Source organism: Azospirillum sp. TSH100, from assembly GCF_004923295.1.
GTDB lineage: Bacteria > Pseudomonadota > Alphaproteobacteria > Azospirillales > Azospirillaceae > Azospirillum.
This window is the reverse complement of sequence record NZ_CP039634.1, coordinates 2,366,490-2,389,009: the sequence shown is the minus strand read 5'-3', so window position 1 is coordinate 2,389,009 and position 22,520 is coordinate 2,366,490. Positions and strand designations below refer to the sequence as shown.

The following is a 22,520-nucleotide window of genomic DNA, read 5'->3' as shown; positions in this document are numbered from 1 at the left end:
ACATGCGCCCGGACTGTTGCAAAAGGCACCCTAGTCATCGAAGCGACGCCATCCGAAAAGGTCAAGTTTCGGATTCGGTGGAGTCGGCGGACGGGCGGGGTTCGCCGGCGGGAACGATGCGGACGCGGCGGTCTATGACCGCGAGACCGATCTTTCCGTGCTTCAACGCAAGTGCATCATTGCCGAACAGCTCGCGCCGCCATCCCTGCATCGCCGGAATGTCTGCGCCGTCATCGGCCGCCAGAGCTTCCAGCTCGGCGGAGGACGCCACCAGCTTCGCCGCGACATTGTTTTCGTCGCACTTCATCTTCAGCAGAACGCGCAGCAACTCGACGATCGGTTGGAGTCCCGGCGGAGGTTCTTCGCGCGGTTCGACGCGGGGCAGGGCGCTGTCCGGCAGATCGAGCCCGCCCCGCACCGCGGCCAGCACGTCGGCGCCTTGGCGTCCTTCGGCAAAGCCGCGGCCGAGCCCGCGGGTGCGGGCAAGGTCGTCGACGGTGGTCGGGGCGTGGGCGGCGATTTCCAGCAGAGCCTCGTCCCGCAGGATGCGCGACCGCGGCTGGTCCCGGCGCTGGGCCTCGCGCTCGCGCCAAGCCGCCAGCTCCTTCAGGACCGCCATGAAGCGCGGCTTGTTGGTCCGCACCTTCAGCCGCAGGTAGGAGCTTTCCGGATCGACCTGATATGTGGCCGGATCGGTCAGGATCGCCATCTCCTCCTCCAGCCAGTGCGAGCGGCCGGACCGGGCGAGGCGGCGCTTCAGCTTCTCGTAGGCCGGGCGCAGGTGGATCACGTCGGACAGGGCGTAGGTCAGCTGCCGCTCGGTCAGCGGCCGGTGTGACCAGTCGGTGAAGCGGCTGGACTTGTCGATGCGGGCGCCGGCCAGCTTGGTGACCAGCGTCTCATAGCCGACGCTCTCGCCGAAGCCGCAGACCATCGCCGCGACCTGGGTGTCGAAGAGCGGATGCGGGATCTGGCCGGACAGGTGCCAGAAGATCTCCACGTCCTGGCGGGCGGCGTGGAAAACCTTCAGCACCGACGGGTCGCTCATCAGCGCGAACAGTGGCGCCAGGTCGATGCCCTCGGCGAGCGGGTCGATGGCGACCGCGCCGTCGGGCCCGCCGACCTGGACGAGGCACAGTTGCGGCCAATAGGTCTTTTCCCGCAGGAACTCGGTGTCGACCGTGATGTACTCGGCCCCTGCCAGCGACTGACAGAAGGCCTGAAGGGCGTCGGTTGTCGTGATGAGCGTCATGGTTGCTTCATACACGACCGAACGGGTGCTTGAAAGTCCGGCGACGCGCGGAGCGGACACGCGTTCAAATTGGGCTGGTCGATGGAGCTGGCATCCCGATTTTCCCGGTCCGCATTATCCGGCGCTCCCGACGGTGTTAAACTCCCGCAAGATGGCCGGTATGCGGCGGATGGAACAGGTGAACAGGGTGGCGCCGGATGTTTCATGGCGTTCCAAATGTTCAATCCCGGCCCGGCCGGGCGAAGGCTTCTCCCTATCGCGGCTTGACTTTCGCGCGCGACCGGTGTGGTGTGTCGGACCGCTTTTTCCGCCGGAATCTGCCCTTTTCAAGGTGTTTCGACCCATGCACCCCTACCGCACGCACACCTGCGGCCAGCTTCGTGAAGAAAATGCCGGTGAGACCGTCCGCCTGTCGGGCTGGATGAACCGGAAGCGCGATCATGGACAGCTGCTGTTCATCGACCTGCGCGACCATTACGGCCTGACGCAGTGCGTGGTCGATACCTCCAACCCGGCCTTCGAGGTCGCGAACCGGCTGAAGCTGGAATCGGTCATCACCGTCACCGGCAAGGTGGTGAAGCGCACGGCCGAGACCATCAACGACAAGCTGCCCACCGGCCGCATCGAACTCCAGATCGCCGAGCTGACCGTCGAAGGCGAGGCGGAGCAGATCCCGCTGCAGGTCAACCAGGATACCGATGCCGGCGAGGACGTACGCCTGCGCTACCGCTTCCTCGACCTGCGCCGCGAGCGCATCCACGAGAACATCATGCTGCGCTCGCGCGTGATCGCCTCGGCGCGCCGCCGCATGATCGACCAGGGCTTTACCGAATTCCAGACGCCGATCCTCACCGCCTCCTCGCCGGAGGGTGCCCGTGACTATCTGGTGCCCAGCCGCAATCATCCCGGCAAGTTCTACGCCCTGCCGCAGGCGCCGCAGCAGTTCAAGCAGCTGCTGATGGTCGCCGGCTTCGACCGCTACTTCCAGATCGCCCCCTGCTTCCGCGACGAGGATGCCCGCGCCGACCGCAGCCCTGGCGAGTTCTACCAGCTCGATTTCGAGATGTCCTTCGTCACCCAGGAAGACGTCTTCGCCGCCATCGAGCCGGTTCTGCACGGAATCTTCGACGAGTTCGGCGGCTTCCGCCGCGACTCGAAGCCGGCCATCGACGGGCTGCCGTTCCGCCGCATCTCCTACGCCGAGTCGATGCTGAAGTACGGCAACGACAAGCCGGACCTGCGCAACCCGCTGGTCATCACTGACGTGACCGAGGTGTTCAAGCGCGACGACGTGGAGTTCCGCGCCTTCAAGCAGACGCTTGAGAAGGGCGGCGTCGTCCGCGCCATCCGCGCCCCGAAGGTCTCCGACCGTCCGCGCAGCTTCTTCGACAAGCTGAACGACTGGGCCCGCGGTCTCGGTGCTCCCGGCCTCGGCTACATCGTCATGGAGGCCGGCGGCGGCAAGGGCCCGATCGCCAAGTTCGTGCCGGAGGCGGCGCAAACCGCCCTGCGTGAGTTGGCCGGTCTCGAAGACGGCGACGCGATCTTCTTCGTCTGCGACCAGCCCGGCCCGGCGGCCAAGCTGGCCGGCCTCGCCCGCACCCGCATCGGCGAGGAACTGGACCTGATCGAGAAGAACGCCTTCCGCTTCTGCTGGATCGTCGACTTCCCGATGTACGAGCTGGATGAGGAGACCAACAAGGTCATCTTCAGCCACAACCCGTTCTCGATGCCCCAGGGCGGCCTGAAGGCTCTGGAGACGATGAACCCGCTCGACATCAAGGCTTACCAGTACGACATCGTCTGCAATGGCGTGGAGCTGTCGTCCGGCGCCATCCGCAACCATTTGCCGGAGGTGATGTACAAGGCCTTCGAGATCGCCGGCTATCCGCCGGAGGAACTGGAAGCCCGATTCGGCGGCATGCTGAGCGCCTTCAAGCTGGGCGCCCCGCCTCACGGCGGCTCGGCTCCTGGCATCGACCGCATCGTCATGCTCCTGGCCGATGAGCCGAACATCCGCGAAGTCATCGCCTTCCCGCTCAACCAGCGGGCCGAAGACCTGCTGATGCAGGCCCCGGCGCCGGTCGACACCGCCCGCCTGCGGGAACTGCACCTGAAGCTCGACCTGCCCAAGCCGAAGGTCGCGGCCCCGTCCGCGCCGCAGGCGTAACGGCCTCGCTGCCGCTGTTTTGCGAATTGGTGAAAAGGCCATCCGGACGCAGGTCCGGGTGGCCTTTTTCCTTGTCAACATGCGCGTGCGGGGCTATGTAAGCGCCGTCGTCAAAACCTCACGCGGGCTGGCGGACCCTCGGCTTTACTCCGATGGCCCGATCCGGTGTCTTCGGCCATGGACTTCATGTGCTGTCGACAATGCCCGCGGCGGAGCAACCGGAAAAAGGGATTTTTTCCACATGACCATGCCCACCTTCACCATGCGCCAGCTGCTGGAAGCCGGTGTCCACTTCGGTCACCACACCCGCCGCTGGAACCCGAAGATGAACCAGTACATCTTCGGCGTCCGCAATGGCGTGCACGTCATCGACCTCGAGCAGACCGTCCCGATGCTGCACCGCGCCCTCCAGGCCGTGCGTGACGTCGTCGCCGGCGGTGGTCGCGTCCTGTTCGTCGGCACCAAGCGCCAGGCCCAGGAGCGCATCGCCGAGGCTGCCGCCAAGTGTGGCCAGTACTATGTCAACCACCGCTGGCTCGGCGGCATGCTGACCAACTGGAAGACCATCTCCCAGTCGATCAAGCGCCTGCGCGAGATGGAAGAGCGCCTGGGTGGCGACACTTCGGGCCTGACCAAGCGCGAAATCCTGGAGCTGACCCGCGAGCGCGACAAGCTGGAGCGTGCGCTGGGCGGCATCAAGGAGATGGGCGGCCTGCCGGACGTCATCTTCATCATCGACACCAACAAGGAGTCGATCGCGGTCAAGGAAGCCAACAAGCTGGGCATCCCGGTCATCGCGGTCCTCGACAGCAACTCCGATCCGGATGGCGTGGCCTTCCCGATCCCCGGCAACGACGACGCGCTGCGCGCCATCGAGCTGTACTGCGACCTGACGGTCGGCGCCGTGCTTGACGGCCTGCAGGCCGAGATGAGCGCCGCCGGCATCGACGTCGGCGCCGCTGAGGACGCCCCGGCCGAGCAGCTGCCGGAGGAAGAGACCGCCGAGACCGCCCAGGCCTGACCCTGACGGTTCAAGGGCAGCCGGGCCTTATGACCTATGGCCCGGCTGCCTTTTTTATGGGCTGCCTTTTTGATGGGTTGCCACCCGTTTTGACTTTGTGACTCAATCCGATCCGCCAGCCGGATCGCTTGGAAGGAAGAGGGCGCAACATGGCCGAGATTACCGCCTCGCTCGTCAAGGAACTGCGCGAGAAGACCGGCGCGGGCATGATGGATTGCAAGAAGGCGCTGAACGAGACGCAGGGCGACCTCGAGGGCGCCGTCGACTGGCTGCGCAAGAAGGGCCTCGCCGCCGCCGCCAAGAAGTCGGGCCGCATCGCCGCCGAGGGTCTGGTCGCCGTCGCCACCGCCGGCACCAAGGGTGCCGTGGTCGAGGTGAACGCCGAGACCGACTTCGTCGCCCGCAACGACAAGTTCCAGGCTTTCGCCGCCAAGGCTGCCGAGCTGGCCCTGGCAACCGGTGGCGACGTCGAGGCCCTGAAGGCCGCCGCCTATCCGGGCACCTCGCACACCGCCCAGGACGAGCTGACCAGCCTGATCGCCACCGTCGGCGAGAACATGAACCTGCGCCGCAGCGTCACCCTGTCGGTTTCGGCCGGCGTGGTCGTCAGCTACGTCCACTCGGCCATCGCGCCGGGCCTGGGCAAGATCGGCGTTCTGGTCGCTCTGGAGTCGACCGGCGACGCCGGCAAGCTGGCCGATCTCGGCAAGCAGATCGCCATGCACATCGCCGCCGCCCGTCCGGACGCGCTGGACATCGCCGATGTCGACAGCTCGTCGCTGGAGCGTGAGCGCAACGTGCTGGCCGAGCAGGCCCGCGCTTCGGGCAAGCCGGAGAACATCATCGAGAAGATGGTCGAAGGCCGCGTCCGCAAATACTACGAGGAAGTCTGCCTGCTGGAGCAGACCTACGTGATCGATGGCGAGACCAAGGTCCGCAAGGTGGTGGAGAACGCCGCCAAGGACATCGGCGCTCCGGTCAAGGTGACCGCCTTCACCCGCTTCGCGCTGGGCGAGGGCATCGAGAAGGCCCAGTCGGACTTCGCCGCCGAAGTCGCCGCCGCCGCAGGTGGTCAGGGCTGAGACCGGTAAGGTCCAACGCTGAAGGTCCATACGCCGCAGTCTGAAACAGCAAGGGAGCGTTCCCCCCATGGTCGAAACCACCGGGACCACCGCGCCGGCCGAGGGCGTCCGCTACAAGCGCGTCCTCCTCAAGGTGTCGGGCGAGGCGCTGATGGGTCAGCGCGACTATGGTCTGGACCCGGAGATGGTGAACCGCATCGCCAGCGAGGTGAAGGCGGTCATCGCGCTCGGCGTCCAGGTCTGTCTGGTCATCGGCGGGGGGAACATCTTCCGGGGTGTGAAGGGTGCGGCGAGCGGCATGGAGCGTGCCTCGGCCGACTATATCGGCATGCTCGCCACCGTGATGAACGCGCTCTCGATGCAGAGCGCGCTCGAACGGATGGGCGTCAGCACGCGGGTGCAGTCGGCCATTCCCATGTCGACGGTCTGCGAGCCCTATATCCGGCGCCGCGCGGTCCGTCACATGGAAAAGGGGCGGGTGGTGATCTTCGCCGCCGGCACCGGCAACCCCTTCTTCACCACCGACACCGCCGCGGCGCTGCGCGCCTCAGAAATGGGCTGTGACGGTCTGCTGAAGGGCACGCAGGTCGATGGCGTCTATACCGCCGATCCGAAGAAGGATCCCTCGGCCCAGCATTACGAACGCCTCACCTACATGGATGTCCTTACCAAGGAGCTGCAGGTGATGGATGCTTCGGCGATCGCGCTGTCGCGCGAGAATCACATCCCCATTCTGGTCTTCTCGATTCACACGCCCGGCGCCTTCGCTGAAGTGATGCAGGGCCGTGGCAAGCACACCATCATAACGGAAGAAAGGGAGTAGGCCCGTGGCTGCGCCCGACCTATCGGATCTGAAGCGCCGCATGGAAGGCGCGCTTGAGTCGTTTCGCAAGGAACTGGGCGGTCTGCGTACCGGTCGCGCCTCGTCCAATCTGCTCGAACCGGTGATGGTGGAGGCCTACGGCAGCCGCATGCACCTGCGCGAGGTCGCGACGGTCTCCGTTCCGGAACCGCGCCTGATCTCGGTCCAGGTGTGGGACCGCGGCATGACCAAGGCGGTCGAGAAGGCCATCCGCGACAGCGGCTTGGGTCTGAACCCGCAGGCCGAGGGCCAGGTCATCCGCGTTCCGCTGCCCGACCTGACGCAGGAGCGCCGTGCCGAACTGGCGAAGGTCGCTCACAAGTACGCCGAGCAGTGCCGTATCGCCGTCCGCAACATCCGTCGCGACGGCATGGACGGTCTGAAGAAGGCCGAGAAGGCCAGCGAGATCACTCAGGACGAGCACAAGGTCCAGGCGGACAGGGTGCAGGTGCTGACCGATCAGCACATCAAGCTGGTCGACGATACGCTTGCGCAAAAAGAAAAGGAAATCATGCAGGTCTGATCCGGAATGCGCGACGCGGACGACAACCGGTCCAACACGGCCCCCGGGCACGTCGCCATCATCATGGATGGCAACGGGCGCTGGGCCAAGGCGCGCGGCCTGCCGCGCACCGCCGGTCACAAAAAGGGCGTGGACGCCGTCCGCCGCACCGTGGAAGCGGCGCGCGAACTAGGCATCGGCACTCTGACGATCTTCAGCTTCTCTTCGGAGAACTGGCGCCGGCCGGAGGAGGAGATCAGCGACCTGATGGGTCTGCTGCGCTTCTATCTGCGCAGCGAGGTTGCCGAACTGCACCGGGCGGGCATCCGATTGCGGGTGATCGGAGACCGGACCCGGCTTTCCGAGGATATCAACCGGCTGATCGACAATGCCGAGGCACTGACCCGCGACAACCGGGTGATGACCCTGGTCGTCGCGCTCAGTTACGGCTCACGGCTCGAGATCGTCCACGCCGCGCGACGGCTGGCGGAAGAGGTGGCGGCTGGCCGCCTGTCGCCCGGCGCCATCGACGAGGATGCGCTGTCGGCCCGGCTCTACACCGCCGACATTCCCGACCCCGACCTGATCATCCGCACCAGCGGCGAGAAGCGGATCAGCAACTTCCTGCTGTGGCAGGCGGCCTATGCCGAGTTGGTCTTCGTCGATACGCTCTGGCCCGATTTCACCAAGCGCGATCTGGAGGCGGCGATTGAAGAGTTCCACCGACGGGAACGCCGCTTCGGCGCCACCACCGCCGGGTCCCGCTGACACGCCGGGTTCGGTTTCCGCGCCTGCGAAGTCATCCAAGGCGGGCGATCTCAAGGTCCGCGTGCTGTCGGCCCTGGTCATGGCGCCGGTCGTGCTGGGCGCCGTGTGGGCCGGCGGTTGGGTCTTCCATGCCTTGATCGCCTTCGGGTCGGTGATTGCCGTTTCCGAATGGACCAGCATCGTTCCCAGCGCCCGCCGCCTGCCGGCCCGCCTGATGGCGGCCATCGGCATCCTCGTCGCGCTGATGGTGCAGATTGCCGCCGGCCCCGCCGCGGCATTCGGCGCGGCTGCCGCCTTTGCCGCTTTGACGGCCATCGTCGGCGGTGGTTCCGACCGTGGCCTGCTCGGTTTCGGTGTGCTCTATGTGGCGATCGGCATGGCCGGCCTGTTGTGGCTGCGCGACCTGCCCGATGCCGGGTTGTCCCTCTTCCTGTTCGTCCTTTTTGCGGTCTGGGCGACTGACATCGGCGCCTATGCCGCCGGCCGCAGCATCGGCGGGCCGAAGCTGGCGCCACGCATCAGCCCCAAGAAGACCTGGGCCGGGCTGATCGGCGGCATGCTGTCGTCCGCTCTGTTCGGCTGGCTGGTGGCTCTTGCCTTCGGGGCGGCGCGTCCGGACATTGCCCTTGCGGTCGGAGCGGCCGTTGCCGTGGTCGGGCAGGCTGGCGACCTGTTCGAATCGGCGATCAAGCGACGCTATAATGTGAAGGACAGCGGCCAGCTCATTCCCGGGCATGGCGGCATCCTCGACCGCATCGACGGGCTTCTGGCCGCCGCCCCGGTGCTGGCCCTGTTCCACGCGGCCGTTGGATCGGTTCTGTCATGGTGGTGAAAGCGGGAGCGACGGCGGATGCGCCGCGCAGCGTGACGATTCTCGGGTCCACGGGCTCGGTCGGCACGCAGACCGTTGACCTCGTCTCCCGCAATCCGGAGCGTTTTCCTGTCGAGGCGCTGACCGCGAACCGCAACGTGTCTCTGCTGGCCCGGCAGGCCCGCCAGTTGAAGGCGCGCATGGCCGTGGTCGCCGATCCCTGCGCCTATGCCGAGTTGAAGGAGCTTCTGTCCGGCACCGGGATCGAGGTTGCCGCCGGTTCCGACGCGGTTGCCGCCGCCGCCGAACGTCCGGCCGACTGGGTGATGGCGGCCATCGTCGGCGCCGCCGGTCTGGAGCCGACGCTTGCCGCCATTCGCCGCGGCGCCATCGTTGCCTTCGCCAACAAGGAGGTGCTGGTCTGTGCCGGCGCCCTCATGATGGAGGAGGTCAAGGCCCATGGTGCGACGCTGCTGCCGGTCGACAGCGAACATTCCGCCATCTATCAGGTCTTCGATTTCGAGCGCACCGACAGCGTCGCGCGCCTGATCCTCACGGCATCGGGCGGCCCGTTCCGCACCAGGGACCGCGCCTTTATGGCGACGGCCACTCGGGAGCAGGCCGTGGCGCACCCGACCTGGGACATGGGCGCCAAGATCTCGGTCGACAGCGCCACCATGATGAACAAGGGACTGGAGCTGATCGAGGCCCATTTTCTGTTCGGCATTCCGGAAGAGCGCATCGACGTGCTGGTCCACCCGCAGTCGGTTATCCATTCGCTGGTCGAATATGTCGACGGCTCTGTCCTGGCGCAGCTCGGCACTCCGGACATGCGTACACCCATCGCCTATGCGCTCGGCTGGCCTGCCCGCATCGCCACTCCGGCAGAGCGGCTGGATCTGGTCAAGGCAGCGACGCTGACTTTCGAGGCGCCGGATCCCGTGCGATTCCCGGCACTTCGGCTGGCCCGGGCCGCCTTGCAAAGCGGTGGGGGCGCTCCTACTATACTCAGTGCCGCCAACGAGGTGGCCGTTCAGGCGTTTCTCGACCGCCGGATCGGCTTTCTCGACATCGAACGGATCGTCGAGGAGACGTTGACGGCGTTGCCCCACCGCCCGCTGCGCGATCTCGCCGCCGTGCGGGAGGCCGACGCGGACGCAAGGCGGGATGCCGCCGGCCGCGTTGCGGCCATCGGTGCGATGGCGGTTGGCAGCCGATGATCCGCGTTCGAGGCGCTGGAAGGCGCAAGGGTTGATATGGACGTAATCGGCGGTTTTTGGACCTCGGTGCTGGCCTTCCTGCTGGTCCTCACCGTGCTCGTCTTCGTGCACGAGCTTGGTCATTATCTGGTCGCGCGCCGTAACGGCGTAAGGATCGAGACTTTTTCCATCGGCTTCGGGCCGGAACTGTTTGGCGTCACCGACCGCACCGGCACGCGCTGGAAGTTCAGCGCGCTTCCCCTCGGCGGCTACGTCAAGATGTTCGGCGATGCTGATCCGGCAAGCACGCCAGGCGCCCATCTGACCGCCATGTCGGCGGAGGAGCGCGCGGTTTCCTTCCACCACAAGCGGGTGGGGCAGCGCGCAGCCATCGTCGCGGCCGGTCCGATCGCCAATTTCGTGTTTTCCATCGTGGTGCTGGCCCTGCTGTTCATGACGGCCGGCCAGTCCTTCACCCCGCCGGATGTCGGCGGCATCCAGCCCGGCAGTGCCGCGGAGCGCGCCGGCATCAAGCCGGGCGATCTGATCCTGTCGGTCGACGGTACCGGCGTTCAGCGATTCGAGGAAATCCGCCAGATCGTCTCGATCCGCCCCGGTGAGCCGTTGGCGATTGAGTTGAAGCGCGACGGCCGAGTGATGACCCTGACCGCGACGCCGGATTCGCAGGCTGTCACCGACCGACTCGGCAACGCTCACCAGATCGGCCTGCTGGGCATCAGCCGCGGCAGCGTCGGCATGATGCGCCACGATCCCCTGACGGCCGTGTGGCAGGCGGGACGAGAAGTCGCAGGCATGATCACCGGCACCTTCACGGCGCTCGGTCAGATGGTCCAGGGGTCGCGGGGCACGGAAGAACTGGGTGGTCCGCTGCGCATCGCCCAGATGTCGGGCGAGGTGGCGCAGTCCGGCTGGTATCCGCTGGTTTGGTTCATGACCTTCCTGTCGGTCAATCTGGGGCTGATCAACCTGTTTCCGGTACCGATGCTGGATGGCGGGCACCTGCTTTTTTACGGGATCGAAAAGCTGCTCGGCCGGCCCTTGGGAGCGCGAGCGCAAGAATACGGTTTCCGAATTGGATTGGCCTTGGTATTAACGCTCATGGTCTTCGCCACGTGGAACGACCTTGTTCAATTGCGCGTGGTCGATTTCTTCCGGGGACTGGTTTCCTAAAACCAGCCCCTTGCCAGGGAGCGTGATTTGCCGGTGTCGAGCAAAGTTCTGGTGGCGGGCCTGCTGGCCGGCTGCGCCATGACGACGGTGTCTGTCGCCCACGCCCAAACCGCAACCTCGCCCGGACGGGCGACGGGTGCCACGGGGTCAATGGTCGCCCAGGTGTTCAGTGGCGGTACGGTGCGCGACATCCGGGTCGAAGGCATCCAGCGAATCGAAGCCTCCACGGTCCGCTCCTACCTGTCGATCCAACCGGGCGATCCGTTCGATCCTGACCGGATCGACCAGTCGCTGAAGTCGCTGTTCAACACCGGCTTGTTCGCCGACGTCGTGCTGAAGCGCGATGGCGACGTGCTGGTGGTGACGGTCGCCGAGAACCCGATCATCAACCGCATTGCGTTCGAGGGGAACCGGCGCATCGACAAGGAGACGCTGGACAAGGAAATTCAACTGCGTCCCCGCGTCGTCTACACGCGCACCCGGGTGCAGTCGGACGTCCAGCGCATCCAGGAAATCTACCGTCGCCAGGGCCGTTTCGGCGCGACGGTCGAGCCGAAGATCATTCAGCTCGACCAGAATCGCGTCGATCTGGTGTTCGAGATCAATGAGGGGGTCCGCACCGGCGTTCGCGGCATCACCTTCATTGGCAACGAGCATTTCTCGGACGGCACCCTGCGTGAGAACGTCCAGACGAAGGAATCGGCCTGGTGGCGTTTCCTGACGTCGGATGACAACTACGATCCGGACCGCCTGGCCTACGACCGTGATCTGCTGCGCCGCTTCTATCTGAAGGAAGGCTATGCGGATTTCCGCGTGGTGTCTGCCGTCGCCGAGTTGACGCCGGACAAGTCCGATTTCTTCATCACCTTCACCATTGAGGAAGGCGAGCGCTACAAGTTCGGCAAGGTCGACATCAACACCTCGCTGAAGCAGCTCGATCCGGCCGTTCTGCAGAACAGCGTGACCACCACCGAAGGCGATTGGTACAACGCCCAGAAGGTGGAAGACACCATCACCAAGCTGACGAACGCCGTCGGCGATCTCCAGTATGCCTTCGTCGATGTCCGGCCGCGGATTTCGCGCAACCGCGAAACCCACACGATCGACATCACCTATGAGATCAACGAGGGGCCGCGCACTTTCGTCGACCGAATCGACATCTCGGGCAACGTCCGTACGCTCGACAAGGTTATCCGTCGCGAGATGCTGCTGTCGGAAGGCGACCCCTTCAGCGCCTCGAAGTTGAAGCGCTCCGAACAGCGCATCAAGGATCTGGGCTTCTTCGAGCGCGTGAACATCACGACCGCCGAGAGCAGCGCGCCCGACCGCACCGTGGTCAATGTCGACGTGGCCGAGCAGTCCACCGGCGAAATCTCCATCGGTGCCGGTTTCTCGACTTCCGACGGTCCGCTGGGCGACTTCTCGATCCGTGAGCGCAACCTCCTTGGCCGTGGTCAGGATCTGCGCCTGGGCGCGACGCTCTCTGGCCGGCGCCAGCTGTACGATATCTCCTTCACGGAGCCGTACTTCATGGACCGCGACCTGTCGGCAGGTGTCGACATCTTCAGGACTCGTTACAACTATCAGGACGAAAGCTCGTTCAACGAGAAGAACACCGGCTTCGCTCTGCGTCTCGGCTATCCGCTGACCGAACGTCTGCGCCAGCGTGTCTACTACCAGCTCCAGGACACGCTGATCGAGGAAGTGCCGTCGACTGCGTCTAAGTACATCCAAGAACAGCGGGGTGAACGTCTGACCTCGCTGATCGGTCAGGAGCTTACCTACGACGTCCGCAACAGCAAGCTGACGCCGACAGAAGGCTACTTCATCCGGCTGACCAACGACATCGCCGGTCTCGGCGGCTCGGTCCGCTTCCTGCGGAACAAGCTGGCCGGTGGGTACTATCTGCCGCTCGGTGAGGACCAGTGGGTCCTCAGCACGACCGGCGAGATCGGATATATCCACGGTCTCGGCAAGAAGGTGGATCTGGGTGACCGCTTCTTCATCGGCGGCGACACCCTGCGCGGCTTCAACACTGCCGGTATCGGCCCGCGAGACGTCTCGACCGGCGATGCGCTGGGCGGCACGCGCTACGCCCGCGCCTCGGTGGAAATGAGCTTCCCCTTCGGCCTGCCGGAGGAGTTCGGTCTGCTCGGCCATGCCTTCACCGATATCGGCACGCTTGGCAAGGTCGACATCAAAGATCCGAACGTGAAGGATGACGAGAGCATCCGCGTTTCCATCGGCACTGGTGTGTCGTGGAAGTCGCCGTTCGGTCCAATCCGGCTCGACGTCGCGCTGCCGATCCGCAAGGAAGGCTACGACAAGAAAGAGCTCGTCCGCTTCAGCTTCGGAACCAGGTTCTAAGATGCAATTCACCAAGTCGAAGACGCCGTTTCGCGTCGCCGTCCTGTCGGCCGTAACGGCTGCCGGTCTCGTTTTCGCCGCAGGCGCTGCTCAGGCGCAGTCGGCGCCCAAGGCCGAGGCTCCCAAGGCGGCTGAAGCCCCCAAAGCCGATGCTCCGGCACCGGGTGCGGAGCTGAAGGCGCCGATCATTGCCGTGATCGACGTCCAGAAGATCATGCAGGATTCCAACGCGTCGAAGGGCATCACCAAGTCCTTCGAATCGCTGCGCGATTCCTACCAGAAGGAAATCTCTGCGCTTGAGGACAAGCTCCGCAAGAACGAGGATGAGCTGCGCAAGCAGCAGACCGTTCTGTCGCCGGAAGCCCTCGCCAACAAGCGCCGCGACTTTGAGAAGCAGGTCGCCGACGTCCAGAAGACCGTGCAGGCCCGCAAGCGCGCCCTGGAGACGAGCCTGAACGAAGCGATGGCCGTCGTTCACAAGACGATGGTCGAGGTGGTGGCTGACGTTTCCCGCGAGCGGGGCGCCAACCTCGTTCTCGCCCGTCAGCAGTTCGTTCTTGTCGACACCCAGCTTGACGTCACCGATCTGGTGATGGAGCGTGTGAACAAGAAACTGCCGCAGGTTGCCCTGAACGTTCCGAAGCAGTGATGCTGAACTGACCGGGGCCGCCGCTCTCCAAAGGGGGGCGGCGGCCCCGTTCCGTTTCCGGCTTTTTCCCTTTCCGGGTTCGGCGTTGCGGTCGTCGCGGAAATGGGGCAAGAAAGCGGAGCAAACAAGAAGGCGCCGGTGCTCCCCATCGGGGCAGCGGTGTCCGTTCCCCGGAAAGGGGAATGCTGAACCCTATCGGTTGGTGGAAAGGCGGGCGGCCGGGCAATGGACGTGACGGCGGACAACAACGCGCAAAGCAACAAGATCGACGACATCGACATCACGCGGATCATGCAGATGATCCCACATCGCTACCCGATCCTGATGATCGACCGGGTGATCGATGTGACGCTGGGTGAAGGTGCCACCGGCGTGAAGAACGTCACGATCAACGAGCCCTTCTTCCAGGGGCATTTCCCGTCGCGTCCTGTGATGCCCGGCGTGCTGATCATCGAGGCGATGGCGCAGACCTCCGCCGTGCTGGTGGTGGCGACTCTGGGCCCCGATGCGGAAGGCAAGCTGGTCTATTTCATGACCGTCGACGAGGCGCGGTTCCGCCGCCCGGTAACTCCCGGCGACACCATCCACATCCACGTGACCAAGCAGCGCCAGCGCGCCAACGTGTGGAAGTTCAAGGGCGAGGCCAAGGTCAACGGCGTCCTCGTCGCTGAAGCCGTCTATTCCGCCATGATCCTGGACGAAAAATGACCGTCACCATCCATCCGTCCGCCATCGTCGATCCCGCGGCCAAGCTGGGGGAAGGGGTCAACATCGGCCCCTTCTGCGTCGTCGGTCCCGACGTCACGCTGGGCGATGGCGTTCGGCTGGTTTCGCACGTGGCGGTGGACGGGCGCACCAGCATCGGTGCCGATACCGTCATCTACCCGTTTGCGTCGATCGGCCATCGCCCGCAGGATCTGAAGTTCCATGGCGAGCCGTCGGAGCTTGTCATCGGTGCCCGCAACCAGATCCGCGAGCATGTCACCATGAATCCCGGCACCGAGGGTGGTGGGATGATCACCCGCGTCGGCGATGACGGGCTGTTCATGATGGGCTCGCATGTGGCGCACGACTGCATCGTCGGCGACCATGTCATCATGGCGAACAACGCCACCCTCGGTGGCCATGTGACGCTGGGCGACTATGTCATCATTGGCGGCCTGTCGGCAGTGCGCCAGTTCGTTCGTATCGGTTCCCACGCGATGATCGGCGGCATGTCCGGCGTCGAGAATGACGTGATTCCCTTCGGTCTGGTGATGGGCGACCGGGCTCGTCTTGCTGGCTTGAATCTGGTCGGGCTGGAGCGGCGCGGCTTCAAGAAGGACGACATCCACGCCCTGCGCGCCGCCTATCGGATGCTGTTCGGTCCGGAGGGCACCTTCGCCGAGCGGGTGGACGAGGTCGGCCGCGATTTCGGTGAGCGTGCGCTGATTTCCGACGTGCTGTCCTTCATCCGGGCCAAGGAAGCCCGGTCTCTCTGTCAGCCGCGCGAGAGCTGAGGCGACCGGCCGATGGCCGATACCGGACAGGAGGCGGGATCGCCGGCGGCTGGACCGAAGCTGGCTATCCTGGCCGGCGGCGGAACGCTTCCCGCCCGCATCGCGGAAGCGGTGCGCGGTCAGGGCCGTGAGGTTTTCATCGTCGCCTTCGACGGTCACACCGATCCGCAAACGGTCGCCGGGCTTCCTCATCTCTGGAGCCGCTTCGGTGCCGCCGGTACCATCCTGCGCCGCCTTCACGAGGAACGGGTCGGGGACGTCGTGCTTGCCGGGCCGGTGAAGCGCCCTTCCTTTACCGAGTTGATGCCGGATTGGCGCACCGCCCGCTTTCTTGCCCGCGTCGGTACCCGCGCCTTAGGCGATGACGGGCTGTTGCGCGCCGTCGTGAGGGAGGTGGAGGAGGATGGGTTTCGCGTGGTTGGCTTGCACGAGTTGCTCAAGGATCTCCTGACCGTCGCCGGTCCGGTGGGGCGGCTGCTTCCCGATTCAGAGGCGGCGCGGGACATCGCCCGTGCCATCGAGGTTGCCCGTGCCCTGGGGGCGCTCGATGTCGGGCAGGGTGCTGTGGTCCAGCAGGGCATCGTTCTGGCGGTGGAGGCAATCGAGGGGACCGACGCCATGCTTGGACGCTGCGCTGCATTGGCCCGTCCCGGAGCCGGTGGTGTGTTGGTCAAGGTGAAGAAGCCCAAGCAGGACCGCCGCATCGATCTGCCTACCATGGGGGTTACCACGGTGGAGCGGGCTGCCGCTGCCGGCTTGCGCGGTATCGCGGTCGAGGCCGGGGGCAGCCTACTTGTCGATCGTGCTGCGGTTGCAGAAGCGGCTGACCGGCTCGGGCTGTTCGTGGTCGGCATCGAGATCCCGCAATGACTGCCCGCGATAGTGCTGACGATAGCCTCACGCTGTTTCTGATCGCTGGGGAGCCGTCCGGCGATGCGTTGGGGGCTCGGCTGATGGCGGCGGCGAAGCGATTGACCGATGGAAAGGTCCGCTTCGTCGGCATTGGCGGCGAGCGGATGACGGCGGAAGGGCTTGTCAGCCTGTTTCCGATGGCTGAATTGACGCTGTTCGGCATCTTCGAGTTGCTGCCGCATCTGCCGAACCTGATCCGTCGCATCGACCAGACGGTCGCGGAGATCCTGCGCCTGCGGCCGGACGTTGTAATTGGTATCGACTCGCCTGGCTTTACCGTGCGTGTCGCGAAGAAGGTGCGTGCGGCTGAGTCGACAATACCGCTGATCCACTATGTGGCGCCCACGGTCTGGGCTTGGAAGCCGAAGCGTGCGGCAAAATATGCCGCCATCTATGACCATCTGCTGGCCGTGCTTCCCTTCGAGCCTCCCTATTTCGAGAAGGAAGGGCTGGCTTGCACTTTCGTCGGCCATTCGGTGGTCGAGGGGGGAGCAGGGAAGGGCGACAGCCTGGCATTCCATCAGCGCCATGCAATCGCCGCGACAGACCGGGTCGTCGCCGTGCTTCCCGGCAGCCGCAGAGGTGAAGTGTCGCGCTTGCTGCCGGATTTCCGCGCGACCCTGGAGTTGCTGCGTCCCTCCCATCCCAATCTGGTGGCGGTGGTGCCGACAGTCGCCACGGTGCGCGACCGCGTCGCCGCCGCCATCGCCGACTGGCCGATCCGTACCCTGCTGGTCGAGGGCGATGCTGAAAAATATGATGCTTTTGCAGCGGCGGAGGTGGCACTTGCTGCTTCCGGCACTGTTGCGCTTGAGTTGGCGCTTGCCCGTCTGCCGACGGTCATCGCTTATCGGCTGAACCCGGTGACGGTCGCGCTCTATCGGCGGCTGATCCGAGTCAAGTATGTGAACCTCGTAAACCTGATGCTCGATCGGATGCTGGTTCCGGAACTGCTGCAACAGGACTGCCGGCCGGATAAGCTGGCCAGTGAACTTGGTCGCCTGCTGGACGACCCGACTGCACGGCAGGTGCAGATCGATGGCGTCGCAGAGGTTGCCCGTTGGCTGGGGCAGGGAGATACCCCGCCCAGCGAACGGGCCGCCCGTGCCATTCTTGACGTCGTGGCAGAGCGTCGCCCGAACAGCCCCCAAGCGGGCAAACCCTGAACGGGAGTACAGAGATCATGAGCGAGTTCCGTCTGCTGCACACGATGCTGCGGGTGCTGGATCTGGAGAAGTCGTTGGACTTCTATACCCGGTTGCTCGGCATGAAGTTGTTGCGCCGCAACGACTTTGAAGGCGGCCGTTTCACCCTGGCCTTCGTTGGCTATGGCGAGGAGTCCGACACCGCCGTTCTGGAACTGACCCACAATTGGGATCAGAAGGAACCGTATGAGATCGGCACCGCCTATGGCCACATCGCGCTCGGCGTGCCGGACATCTATGCCACCTGCGAAAAGCTGGCTGCCGAAGGCGTCAAGATCCCGCGTCCGCCGGGTCCGATGAAGCACGGCACCACCGTGATCGCCTTTATCGAGGATCCGGACGGCTACAAGGTTGAACTGATCGAACGGAAGTGACCGCTCCGCAGTCACCGCTCTGAAATTTGGGCGTGGTCGGCGACGACCGCGCCCTTTTTCGCTGTGGCCTGTTCGGGTAAGGACGTGCGGCGGAAACGTGCCCGGTAGCTGGCAGGACTGAGGCCGAGCCTTTGTCGGAAATGGTGCCGCAGGGTGGCGGCGGAGCCGAAGCCGGTGAGGGTCGCCACCTCCTCCACCGGCAGGCTGCTGCATTCCAGTAGCTCGCGGACCCGCGACAGCCGTTCGGTCAACAGCCACTCGCCGGGCGTGGTGCCGGTCATCGCCTGGAAGCGGCGCAGAAACGTGCGCAGGCTCATGCCCGCCTTTGACGCCATGCTGGACAGGCTGTGGTCCTCTGCCAGGGAGTCCCGCAGATGATCGAGCAAAGGGGCAAGGCGGGCACCTTCGCGGGCAATCGGCACCGGCGCTTCGATGAATTGGGCTTGTCCGCCCTCGCGGTGAGGCTGGACCACCAGGCGTCGGGCCACGCTGTTCGCCGCCTCCGGCCCGAAATCGCGACGGACCAGATGCAGGCAGAGGTCAATGCCGGCAGCGCTGCCGGCAGACGTCATGATGTTGCCCTCATCCACATACAGCACATCCGGCACCACCTGGATGTCCGGATAGAGATCGGCGAGCATCGTTGCGTATCGCCAGTGGGTTGTTGCCTGTCGCCCATTCAAAAGGCCGGCAGCCGCAAGGACGAAAGCGCCGGAACAGATCGACAGCAGGCACGCGCCCCGGCTGGCGGCCTGCCGAAGTGCGGCGATCAGGGCATCGGGGACGGGCTCAGTCGCGCCGCGCCAGCCGGGAATGACGATGATGTCGGCTTGGTCGAGCAGGTCGAGACCGCCATCGGCCTCGACGCGGATGCCGCCCATGGCGCGCAATGGGCCAGGATCGAGAGCAGCGACGGCAAAGCGATACCAGTCCGGTCCAAGTTCCGGCCGTGGCAAGCCGAACACTTCGACCGCGACGCCGAACTCGAAGGTGCAGAGGCCGTCATAGGCGAGGGCGACCGCAAGCGGGGACGTTGCTTTTGGCATGATCTGCACGATAGCTGGCAATCACGCCACTTTCCAGCGGCAGCCTTGAAAGGGATGATGTGGCCGTCACACCGGTTCAGACGATTGAAGAGGACGCCATGACCAGTCTCGTCACCGAAACTCCCGCCGCCCAGTCAGAGGATGCGGCCGCCCATTTCGCCAGGCGGCTGTCGTTGGAGACCGACTGCTGGGATGTGCATGAGTCGCTGAAATCCGGAGCACCGGACTTCGTCCTGTTCGACGTCCGCGGTCCGGCCGCTTATGCGCGGGGGCATGTGCCGGGTGCGCTGAGCCTGCCGCACGGCAAGATGACCGAGCGGCGGATGGCGGAGTGGCCGGAGGGCACGCTGTTCGTCGTCTATTGTGCCGGCCCCCATTGCAACGGGGCGGATCGCGCAGCCCTGCGGCTGGCACGGCTCAGGCGGCCGGTCAAGCTTATGATCGGCGGCGTGACAGGCTGGATCGACGAAGGCTTCGCGTTGGAAGGCGAAAGCTGAAGCGCCGCCTCAGATGAACACGATCCCGGCAATCAGCGCCAGGATCAGCAGATAGACGATCAACCGGCGGACACGCCATCCAAGCGGCGCCCGGTTGTCGTTGGCCGGCGGGCGCAGACGAACCCGCCGGGCCGGAACGATGTACGCAGTCGGGTCCTGGGCGGCTCCATTGGAGCCGCCCATCCCCATATGCGCTGTGGGCCGGTTAGCCACGCTCGGCCAGCGGCACGAACGGCCGCTTGGTGTCGCCGGTGTAGAGCTGACGCGGACGGCCGATCTTCTGCACCGGGTCCTCGATCATCTCCTTCCACTGGCTGATCCAGCCGACGGTGCGGGCCAGCGCGAACAGCACCGTGAACATGCTGGTCGGGAAGCCCATCGCCTTCAGAATGATGCCCGAATAGAAATCGACGTTCGGATAGAGCTTCTTCTCGATGAAGTACTCGTCCGACAGGGCAATCTTCTCCAGCTCCATCGCGATGTCCAGCAGCGGCTCGTCCTTGATGCCGAGCTCGCCCAGAACCTCGTGGCAGGTCTGGCGCATGACCTGAGCGCGCGGGTCGTAGTTCTTGTAGACCCGGTGGCCGAAGCCCATCAGGCGGAAGTTGTCGTTCTTGTCCTTGGCGCGGCGGACGAACTCGGGGATGCGTTCCACCGAGCCGATCTCTTCCAGCATCTTCAGAACGGCTTCGTTCGCGCCGCCATGGGCCGGACCCCACAGCGAGGCGATGCCGGCGGCGATGCAGGCGAACGGATTGGCGCCCGACGAACCGGCCAGACGGACGGTAGAGGTCGAGGCATTCTGCTCGTGGTCGGCGTGCAGGATGAAGATCTTGTCCATCGCCTTGGACAGGATCGGATTGACCTTGTACGGCTCGCACGGCGTGCCAAAGGTCATGTAGAGGAAGTTCTCCGCATAGGACAGGTCGTTGCGCGGATACATGAAGGGCTGGCCGGTCGAGTACTTGTAGGCCATCGCAGCGATCGTCGGCATCTTGGCGATCAGGCGGTGCGCCGCAATCTTGCGCGCCTGCGGATCGTTGATGTCCAGAGAGTCGTGGTAGAAGGCCGACAGGGCGCCGACGACACCGCACATGATCGCCATCGGGTGGGCGTCACGACGGAAGCCGCTGTAGAACTTGGTCAGCTGCTCGTGCACCATCGAGTGGCGGCGCAGGATGTTCTCGAACTCCGTGCGTTCGGCCGCGGTCGGCAGGTGGTTGTTGAGCAGCAGGAAGCAGACTTCCGGGAAGGTCGAATGCTCGGCCAGTTCATCGATGGCATAGCCGCGGTGCAGCAGAACACCTTCGTCGCCGTCGATGTAGGTGATGCCCGATTCGCAGCTGCCCGTCGAGGTGAAGCCCGGATCATAGGTGAAATAGCCGGTCGCGGCGTAGAGCTTGCGGATGTCGATCACGCTCGGCCCGACGCTGCCGTGCAGGATCGGCATCGTGACCTGCTTGCCCGTCTTATTGTCGATGAGGGTAACGGTGTCCTTGCCGTCCTCAGTCTGGGTCATCTCGGCACGTCCTTATCGTTGAGGGTCGGGCTTGGTGCCCTTTTTTCGTCGGCGCAGCATAGTTCCAAGGCTGCCCGATGGCAACGCACGGAAATGACCATTATGCTGCACCCGCTGCATCGCGGATGCGAGAAAGCGTCGCTTCCCGGCCCAGCAATTCGGCGACCTCGAAGATCGGCGGAGATACCGTCGAGCCGGTCAGCGCGGCGCGCAGCGGTTGCGCCACCTTGCCCAGCTTCTCGCCACGTGCCTCGGCGAAGGCGCGGACCTGCGATTCCAGCGCGGCGGCGGTGAAGTCCGGCTCGGCAGCGAAGGCGGTGGCCAGTTCCTTCAACAGGGTGCGGCCCTTTTCGTCCAGCAGGGCGGTCGCTTTTTCGTCATAGCTGAGCGGCTGCGGCGCGACATAGAAGCGCGCGCTCTGCGCAAGATCGACGACGGTGCGGGCACGCTGCTTCAGCCCGGTCATCGCCCGCGTCAGAAGGTCGCGTTCGGCCTCGGTCAGGCTGCGGCCGAGATCCGCTTCCAGCCGCGGGGCGATCAGGCCGAGCAGCCGGGTATCGTCGGCCAGCCGCATGTAGTGGGCGTTCAGATTCTCCAGCTTGGCGAAATCAAAGCGGGAGGCCGAACGGCCGATGCTCTCCAGGTTGAACCATTCGATCGCCTGTTCGGTCGAGATGATCTCGTCGTCGCCGTGCGACCAGCCGAGCCGCAGCAGATAATTGCGGATCGCCTCCGGCAGGTAGCCCATGTCGCGGTAGGCATCGACGCCCAGCGCGCCATGGCGCTTGGACAGCTTGGCGCCGTCCGGGCCATGGATCAGCGGGATATGGCCGAAGCGCGGCAGGTCCCAGCCCATGGAATTGAAGATCTGGATCTGGCGGAAGGTGTTGGTCAGATGGTCGTCGCCGCGGATGACGTGGGTGACGCCCATGTCGTGGTCATCCACCACCACGGCCAGCAGATAGGTCGGCGTGCCGTCGGCGCGCAGCAGAATCAGGTCGTCAAGCTGGGCGTTCTGCACCGTCACCTCGCCTTGGACGAGGTCGTTCAGGACGGTCTGACCCTCCTGCGGCGCCTTCAGCCGGATCACCGGAGCGACGCCCGGAGGGGCATCGGACTCTGGACGGTCGCGCCAGCGGCCGTCATAGCGCATCGGCTGGCCGGCGGCCTTCTGGGCGGCGCGCATCTCCTCCAGCTCTTCCGGGCTGCAATAGCAGCGATAGGCCTTGCCGGCGGCCAGCATCTGGTGCGCGACCTCGGCGTGACGGTCCTTGCGCTCGAACTGGCTGACGGCGTCGCCGTCCCAATCCAGGCCCAGCCACTTCAGACCATCGAGGATGGCGTCTACAGCCGCGTCGGTAGACCGTTGCCGGTCAGTGTCTTCGATCCGCAGCAGGAACTTGCCGCCGGTGTTGCGGGCGTACAGCCAGTTGAACAGGGCGGTGCGGCCACCGCCGATGTGCAGAAAGCCGGTCGGCGACGGAGCGAAGCGGGTGACGACGGTCATCGGTCTCTCAATTTCCGGTTCGGCGCTGGTATGATGCGCCGGTGGTTCGACACCGTGGTTTAACACAGCCACCCGGCTTGGAGGCAA

General features: G+C 65.1%; 22 protein-coding genes. 17 read left to right on the top strand and 5 right to left on the bottom strand.

Features of this window, described 5'->3' with window-relative positions:
- Positions 1–61: 61 nt before the first annotated feature.
- Entirely contained in the window at positions 62–1,252 is a 1,191-nt protein-coding gene (gene rnd, locus E6C72_RS11320) for a ribonuclease D (RefSeq protein WP_109085626.1), read from the bottom strand.
- A gap of 343 nt (positions 1,253–1,595) precedes the next feature.
- On the opposite strand from rnd, the gene aspS reads away from it, so the two are divergent.
- The 16 genes from aspS (at position 1,596) to gloA (ending at position 17,864) form a co-directional block, all read left to right on the top strand.
- Positions 1,596–3,422: an aspartate--tRNA ligase gene (gene aspS / locus E6C72_RS11315; protein ID WP_109085584.1), complete on the top strand. Its 1,827-nt coding sequence runs from the start codon at positions 1,596–1,598 to the stop codon at positions 3,420–3,422.
- Positions 3,423–3,663: 241 nt separating this feature from the next.
- Entirely contained in the window at positions 3,664–4,443 is a 780-nt protein-coding gene (gene rpsB, locus E6C72_RS11310) for a 30S ribosomal protein S2 (protein WP_109085583.1), read from the top strand.
- Positions 4,444–4,592: 149 nt separating this feature from the next.
- Complete coding sequence (gene tsf / locus E6C72_RS11305; protein WP_109085582.1) at positions 4,593–5,525, top strand: translation elongation factor Ts; 933 nt, start codon at positions 4,593–4,595, stop codon at positions 5,523–5,525.
- Positions 5,526–5,592: 67 nt separating this feature from the next.
- Positions 5,593–6,348 (top strand): UMP kinase, encoded by a 756-nt coding sequence (gene pyrH / locus E6C72_RS11300; RefSeq protein ID WP_109085581.1) that lies wholly within the window; start codon positions 5,593–5,595, stop codon positions 6,346–6,348.
- 4 nt (positions 6,349–6,352) lie between these two features.
- Entirely contained in the window at positions 6,353–6,910 is a 558-nt protein-coding gene (gene frr / locus E6C72_RS11295) for a ribosome recycling factor (RefSeq protein WP_109085580.1), read from the top strand.
- A 6-nt stretch (positions 6,911–6,916) separates the two neighbouring features.
- Positions 6,917–7,657: an isoprenyl transferase gene (locus E6C72_RS11290; protein WP_109085579.1), complete on the top strand. Its 741-nt coding sequence runs from the start codon at positions 6,917–6,919 to the stop codon at positions 7,655–7,657.
- Entirely contained in the window at positions 7,599–8,489 is an 891-nt protein-coding gene (locus tag E6C72_RS11285) for a phosphatidate cytidylyltransferase (RefSeq protein WP_109085578.1), read from the top strand. Before E6C72_RS11290 ends, E6C72_RS11285 begins: the two co-directional genes overlap by 59 nt.
- The gene (locus E6C72_RS11280) at positions 8,480–9,688 is read left to right on the top strand and encodes a 1-deoxy-D-xylulose-5-phosphate reductoisomerase (RefSeq protein ID WP_109085577.1); all 1,209 of its coding nucleotides are present in this window, start codon (positions 8,480–8,482) and stop codon (positions 9,686–9,688) included. The genes E6C72_RS11285 and E6C72_RS11280 overlap by 10 nt, the downstream gene beginning before the upstream one ends.
- A 36-nt stretch (positions 9,689–9,724) precedes the next feature.
- Positions 9,725–10,858, top strand: a complete 1,134-nt coding sequence (gene rseP / locus E6C72_RS11275; protein WP_109085576.1) for an RIP metalloprotease RseP — start codon at positions 9,725–9,727, stop codon at positions 10,856–10,858.
- A 78-nt stretch (positions 10,859–10,936) separates the two neighbouring features.
- Entirely contained in the window at positions 10,937–13,225 is a 2,289-nt protein-coding gene (bamA, locus tag E6C72_RS11270; RefSeq protein WP_371298439.1) for an outer membrane protein assembly factor BamA, read from the top strand.
- 1 nt (position 13,226) lies between these two features.
- Positions 13,227–13,874: an OmpH family outer membrane protein gene (locus E6C72_RS11265; protein ID WP_109085574.1), complete on the top strand. Its 648-nt coding sequence runs from the start codon at positions 13,227–13,229 to the stop codon at positions 13,872–13,874.
- Positions 13,875–14,099: 225 nt separating this feature from the next.
- On the top strand, positions 14,100–14,582 hold the full coding sequence (gene fabZ / locus E6C72_RS11260; protein WP_109085573.1) for a 3-hydroxyacyl-ACP dehydratase FabZ: 483 nt from the start codon (positions 14,100–14,102) through the stop codon (positions 14,580–14,582).
- Positions 14,579–15,373, top strand: coding sequence for an acyl-ACP--UDP-N-acetylglucosamine O-acyltransferase (gene lpxA / locus E6C72_RS11255; protein WP_109085572.1), 795 nt, complete (start codon positions 14,579–14,581; stop codon positions 15,371–15,373). Before fabZ ends, lpxA begins: the two co-directional genes overlap by 4 nt.
- A gap of 12 nt (positions 15,374–15,385) precedes the next feature.
- Complete coding sequence (locus E6C72_RS11250) at positions 15,386–16,243, top strand: LpxI family protein (protein ID WP_109085571.1); 858 nt, start codon at positions 15,386–15,388, stop codon at positions 16,241–16,243.
- The gene (gene lpxB, locus E6C72_RS11245) at positions 16,240–17,451 is read left to right on the top strand and encodes a lipid-A-disaccharide synthase (RefSeq protein WP_109085570.1); all 1,212 of its coding nucleotides are present in this window, start codon (positions 16,240–16,242) and stop codon (positions 17,449–17,451) included. The genes E6C72_RS11250 and lpxB overlap by 4 nt, the downstream gene beginning before the upstream one ends.
- Positions 17,452–17,468: 17 nt before the next feature.
- Positions 17,469–17,864 (top strand): lactoylglutathione lyase, encoded by a 396-nt coding sequence (gloA, locus tag E6C72_RS11240; RefSeq protein ID WP_109085569.1) that lies wholly within the window; start codon positions 17,469–17,471, stop codon positions 17,862–17,864.
- A gap of 11 nt (positions 17,865–17,875) precedes the next feature.
- Here gloA and ftrA read toward each other — a convergent pair whose 3' ends face one another.
- Positions 17,876–18,910 (bottom strand): transcriptional regulator FtrA, encoded by a 1,035-nt coding sequence (ftrA, locus tag E6C72_RS11235; protein ID WP_109085625.1) that lies wholly within the window; start codon positions 18,908–18,910, stop codon positions 17,876–17,878.
- 98 nt (positions 18,911–19,008) lie between these two features.
- Between ftrA and E6C72_RS11230 the strand changes: the two genes are divergently transcribed.
- The gene (locus tag E6C72_RS11230) at positions 19,009–19,407 is read left to right on the top strand and encodes a rhodanese-like domain-containing protein (protein ID WP_109085568.1); all 399 of its coding nucleotides are present in this window, start codon (positions 19,009–19,011) and stop codon (positions 19,405–19,407) included.
- A gap of 9 nt (positions 19,408–19,416) precedes the next feature.
- On the opposite strand, the gene E6C72_RS31745 is transcribed toward E6C72_RS11230, so the two are convergent.
- The 3 genes from E6C72_RS31745 to gltX form a co-directional block, all read right to left on the bottom strand.
- Positions 19,417–19,590, bottom strand: coding sequence for a hypothetical protein (locus E6C72_RS31745; protein WP_158280154.1), 174 nt, complete (start codon positions 19,588–19,590; stop codon positions 19,417–19,419).
- A 22-nt stretch (positions 19,591–19,612) separates the two neighbouring features.
- Positions 19,613–20,926: a citrate synthase gene (gene gltA / locus E6C72_RS11225; protein WP_109085566.1), complete on the bottom strand. Its 1,314-nt coding sequence runs from the start codon at positions 20,924–20,926 to the stop codon at positions 19,613–19,615.
- A gap of 100 nt (positions 20,927–21,026) precedes the next feature.
- A complete protein-coding gene (gene gltX, locus E6C72_RS11220; protein WP_109085565.1) occupies positions 21,027–22,433 on the bottom strand; it encodes a glutamate--tRNA ligase in 1,407 nt (468 codons plus the stop codon).
- Positions 22,434–22,520 lie beyond the last annotated feature (87 nt).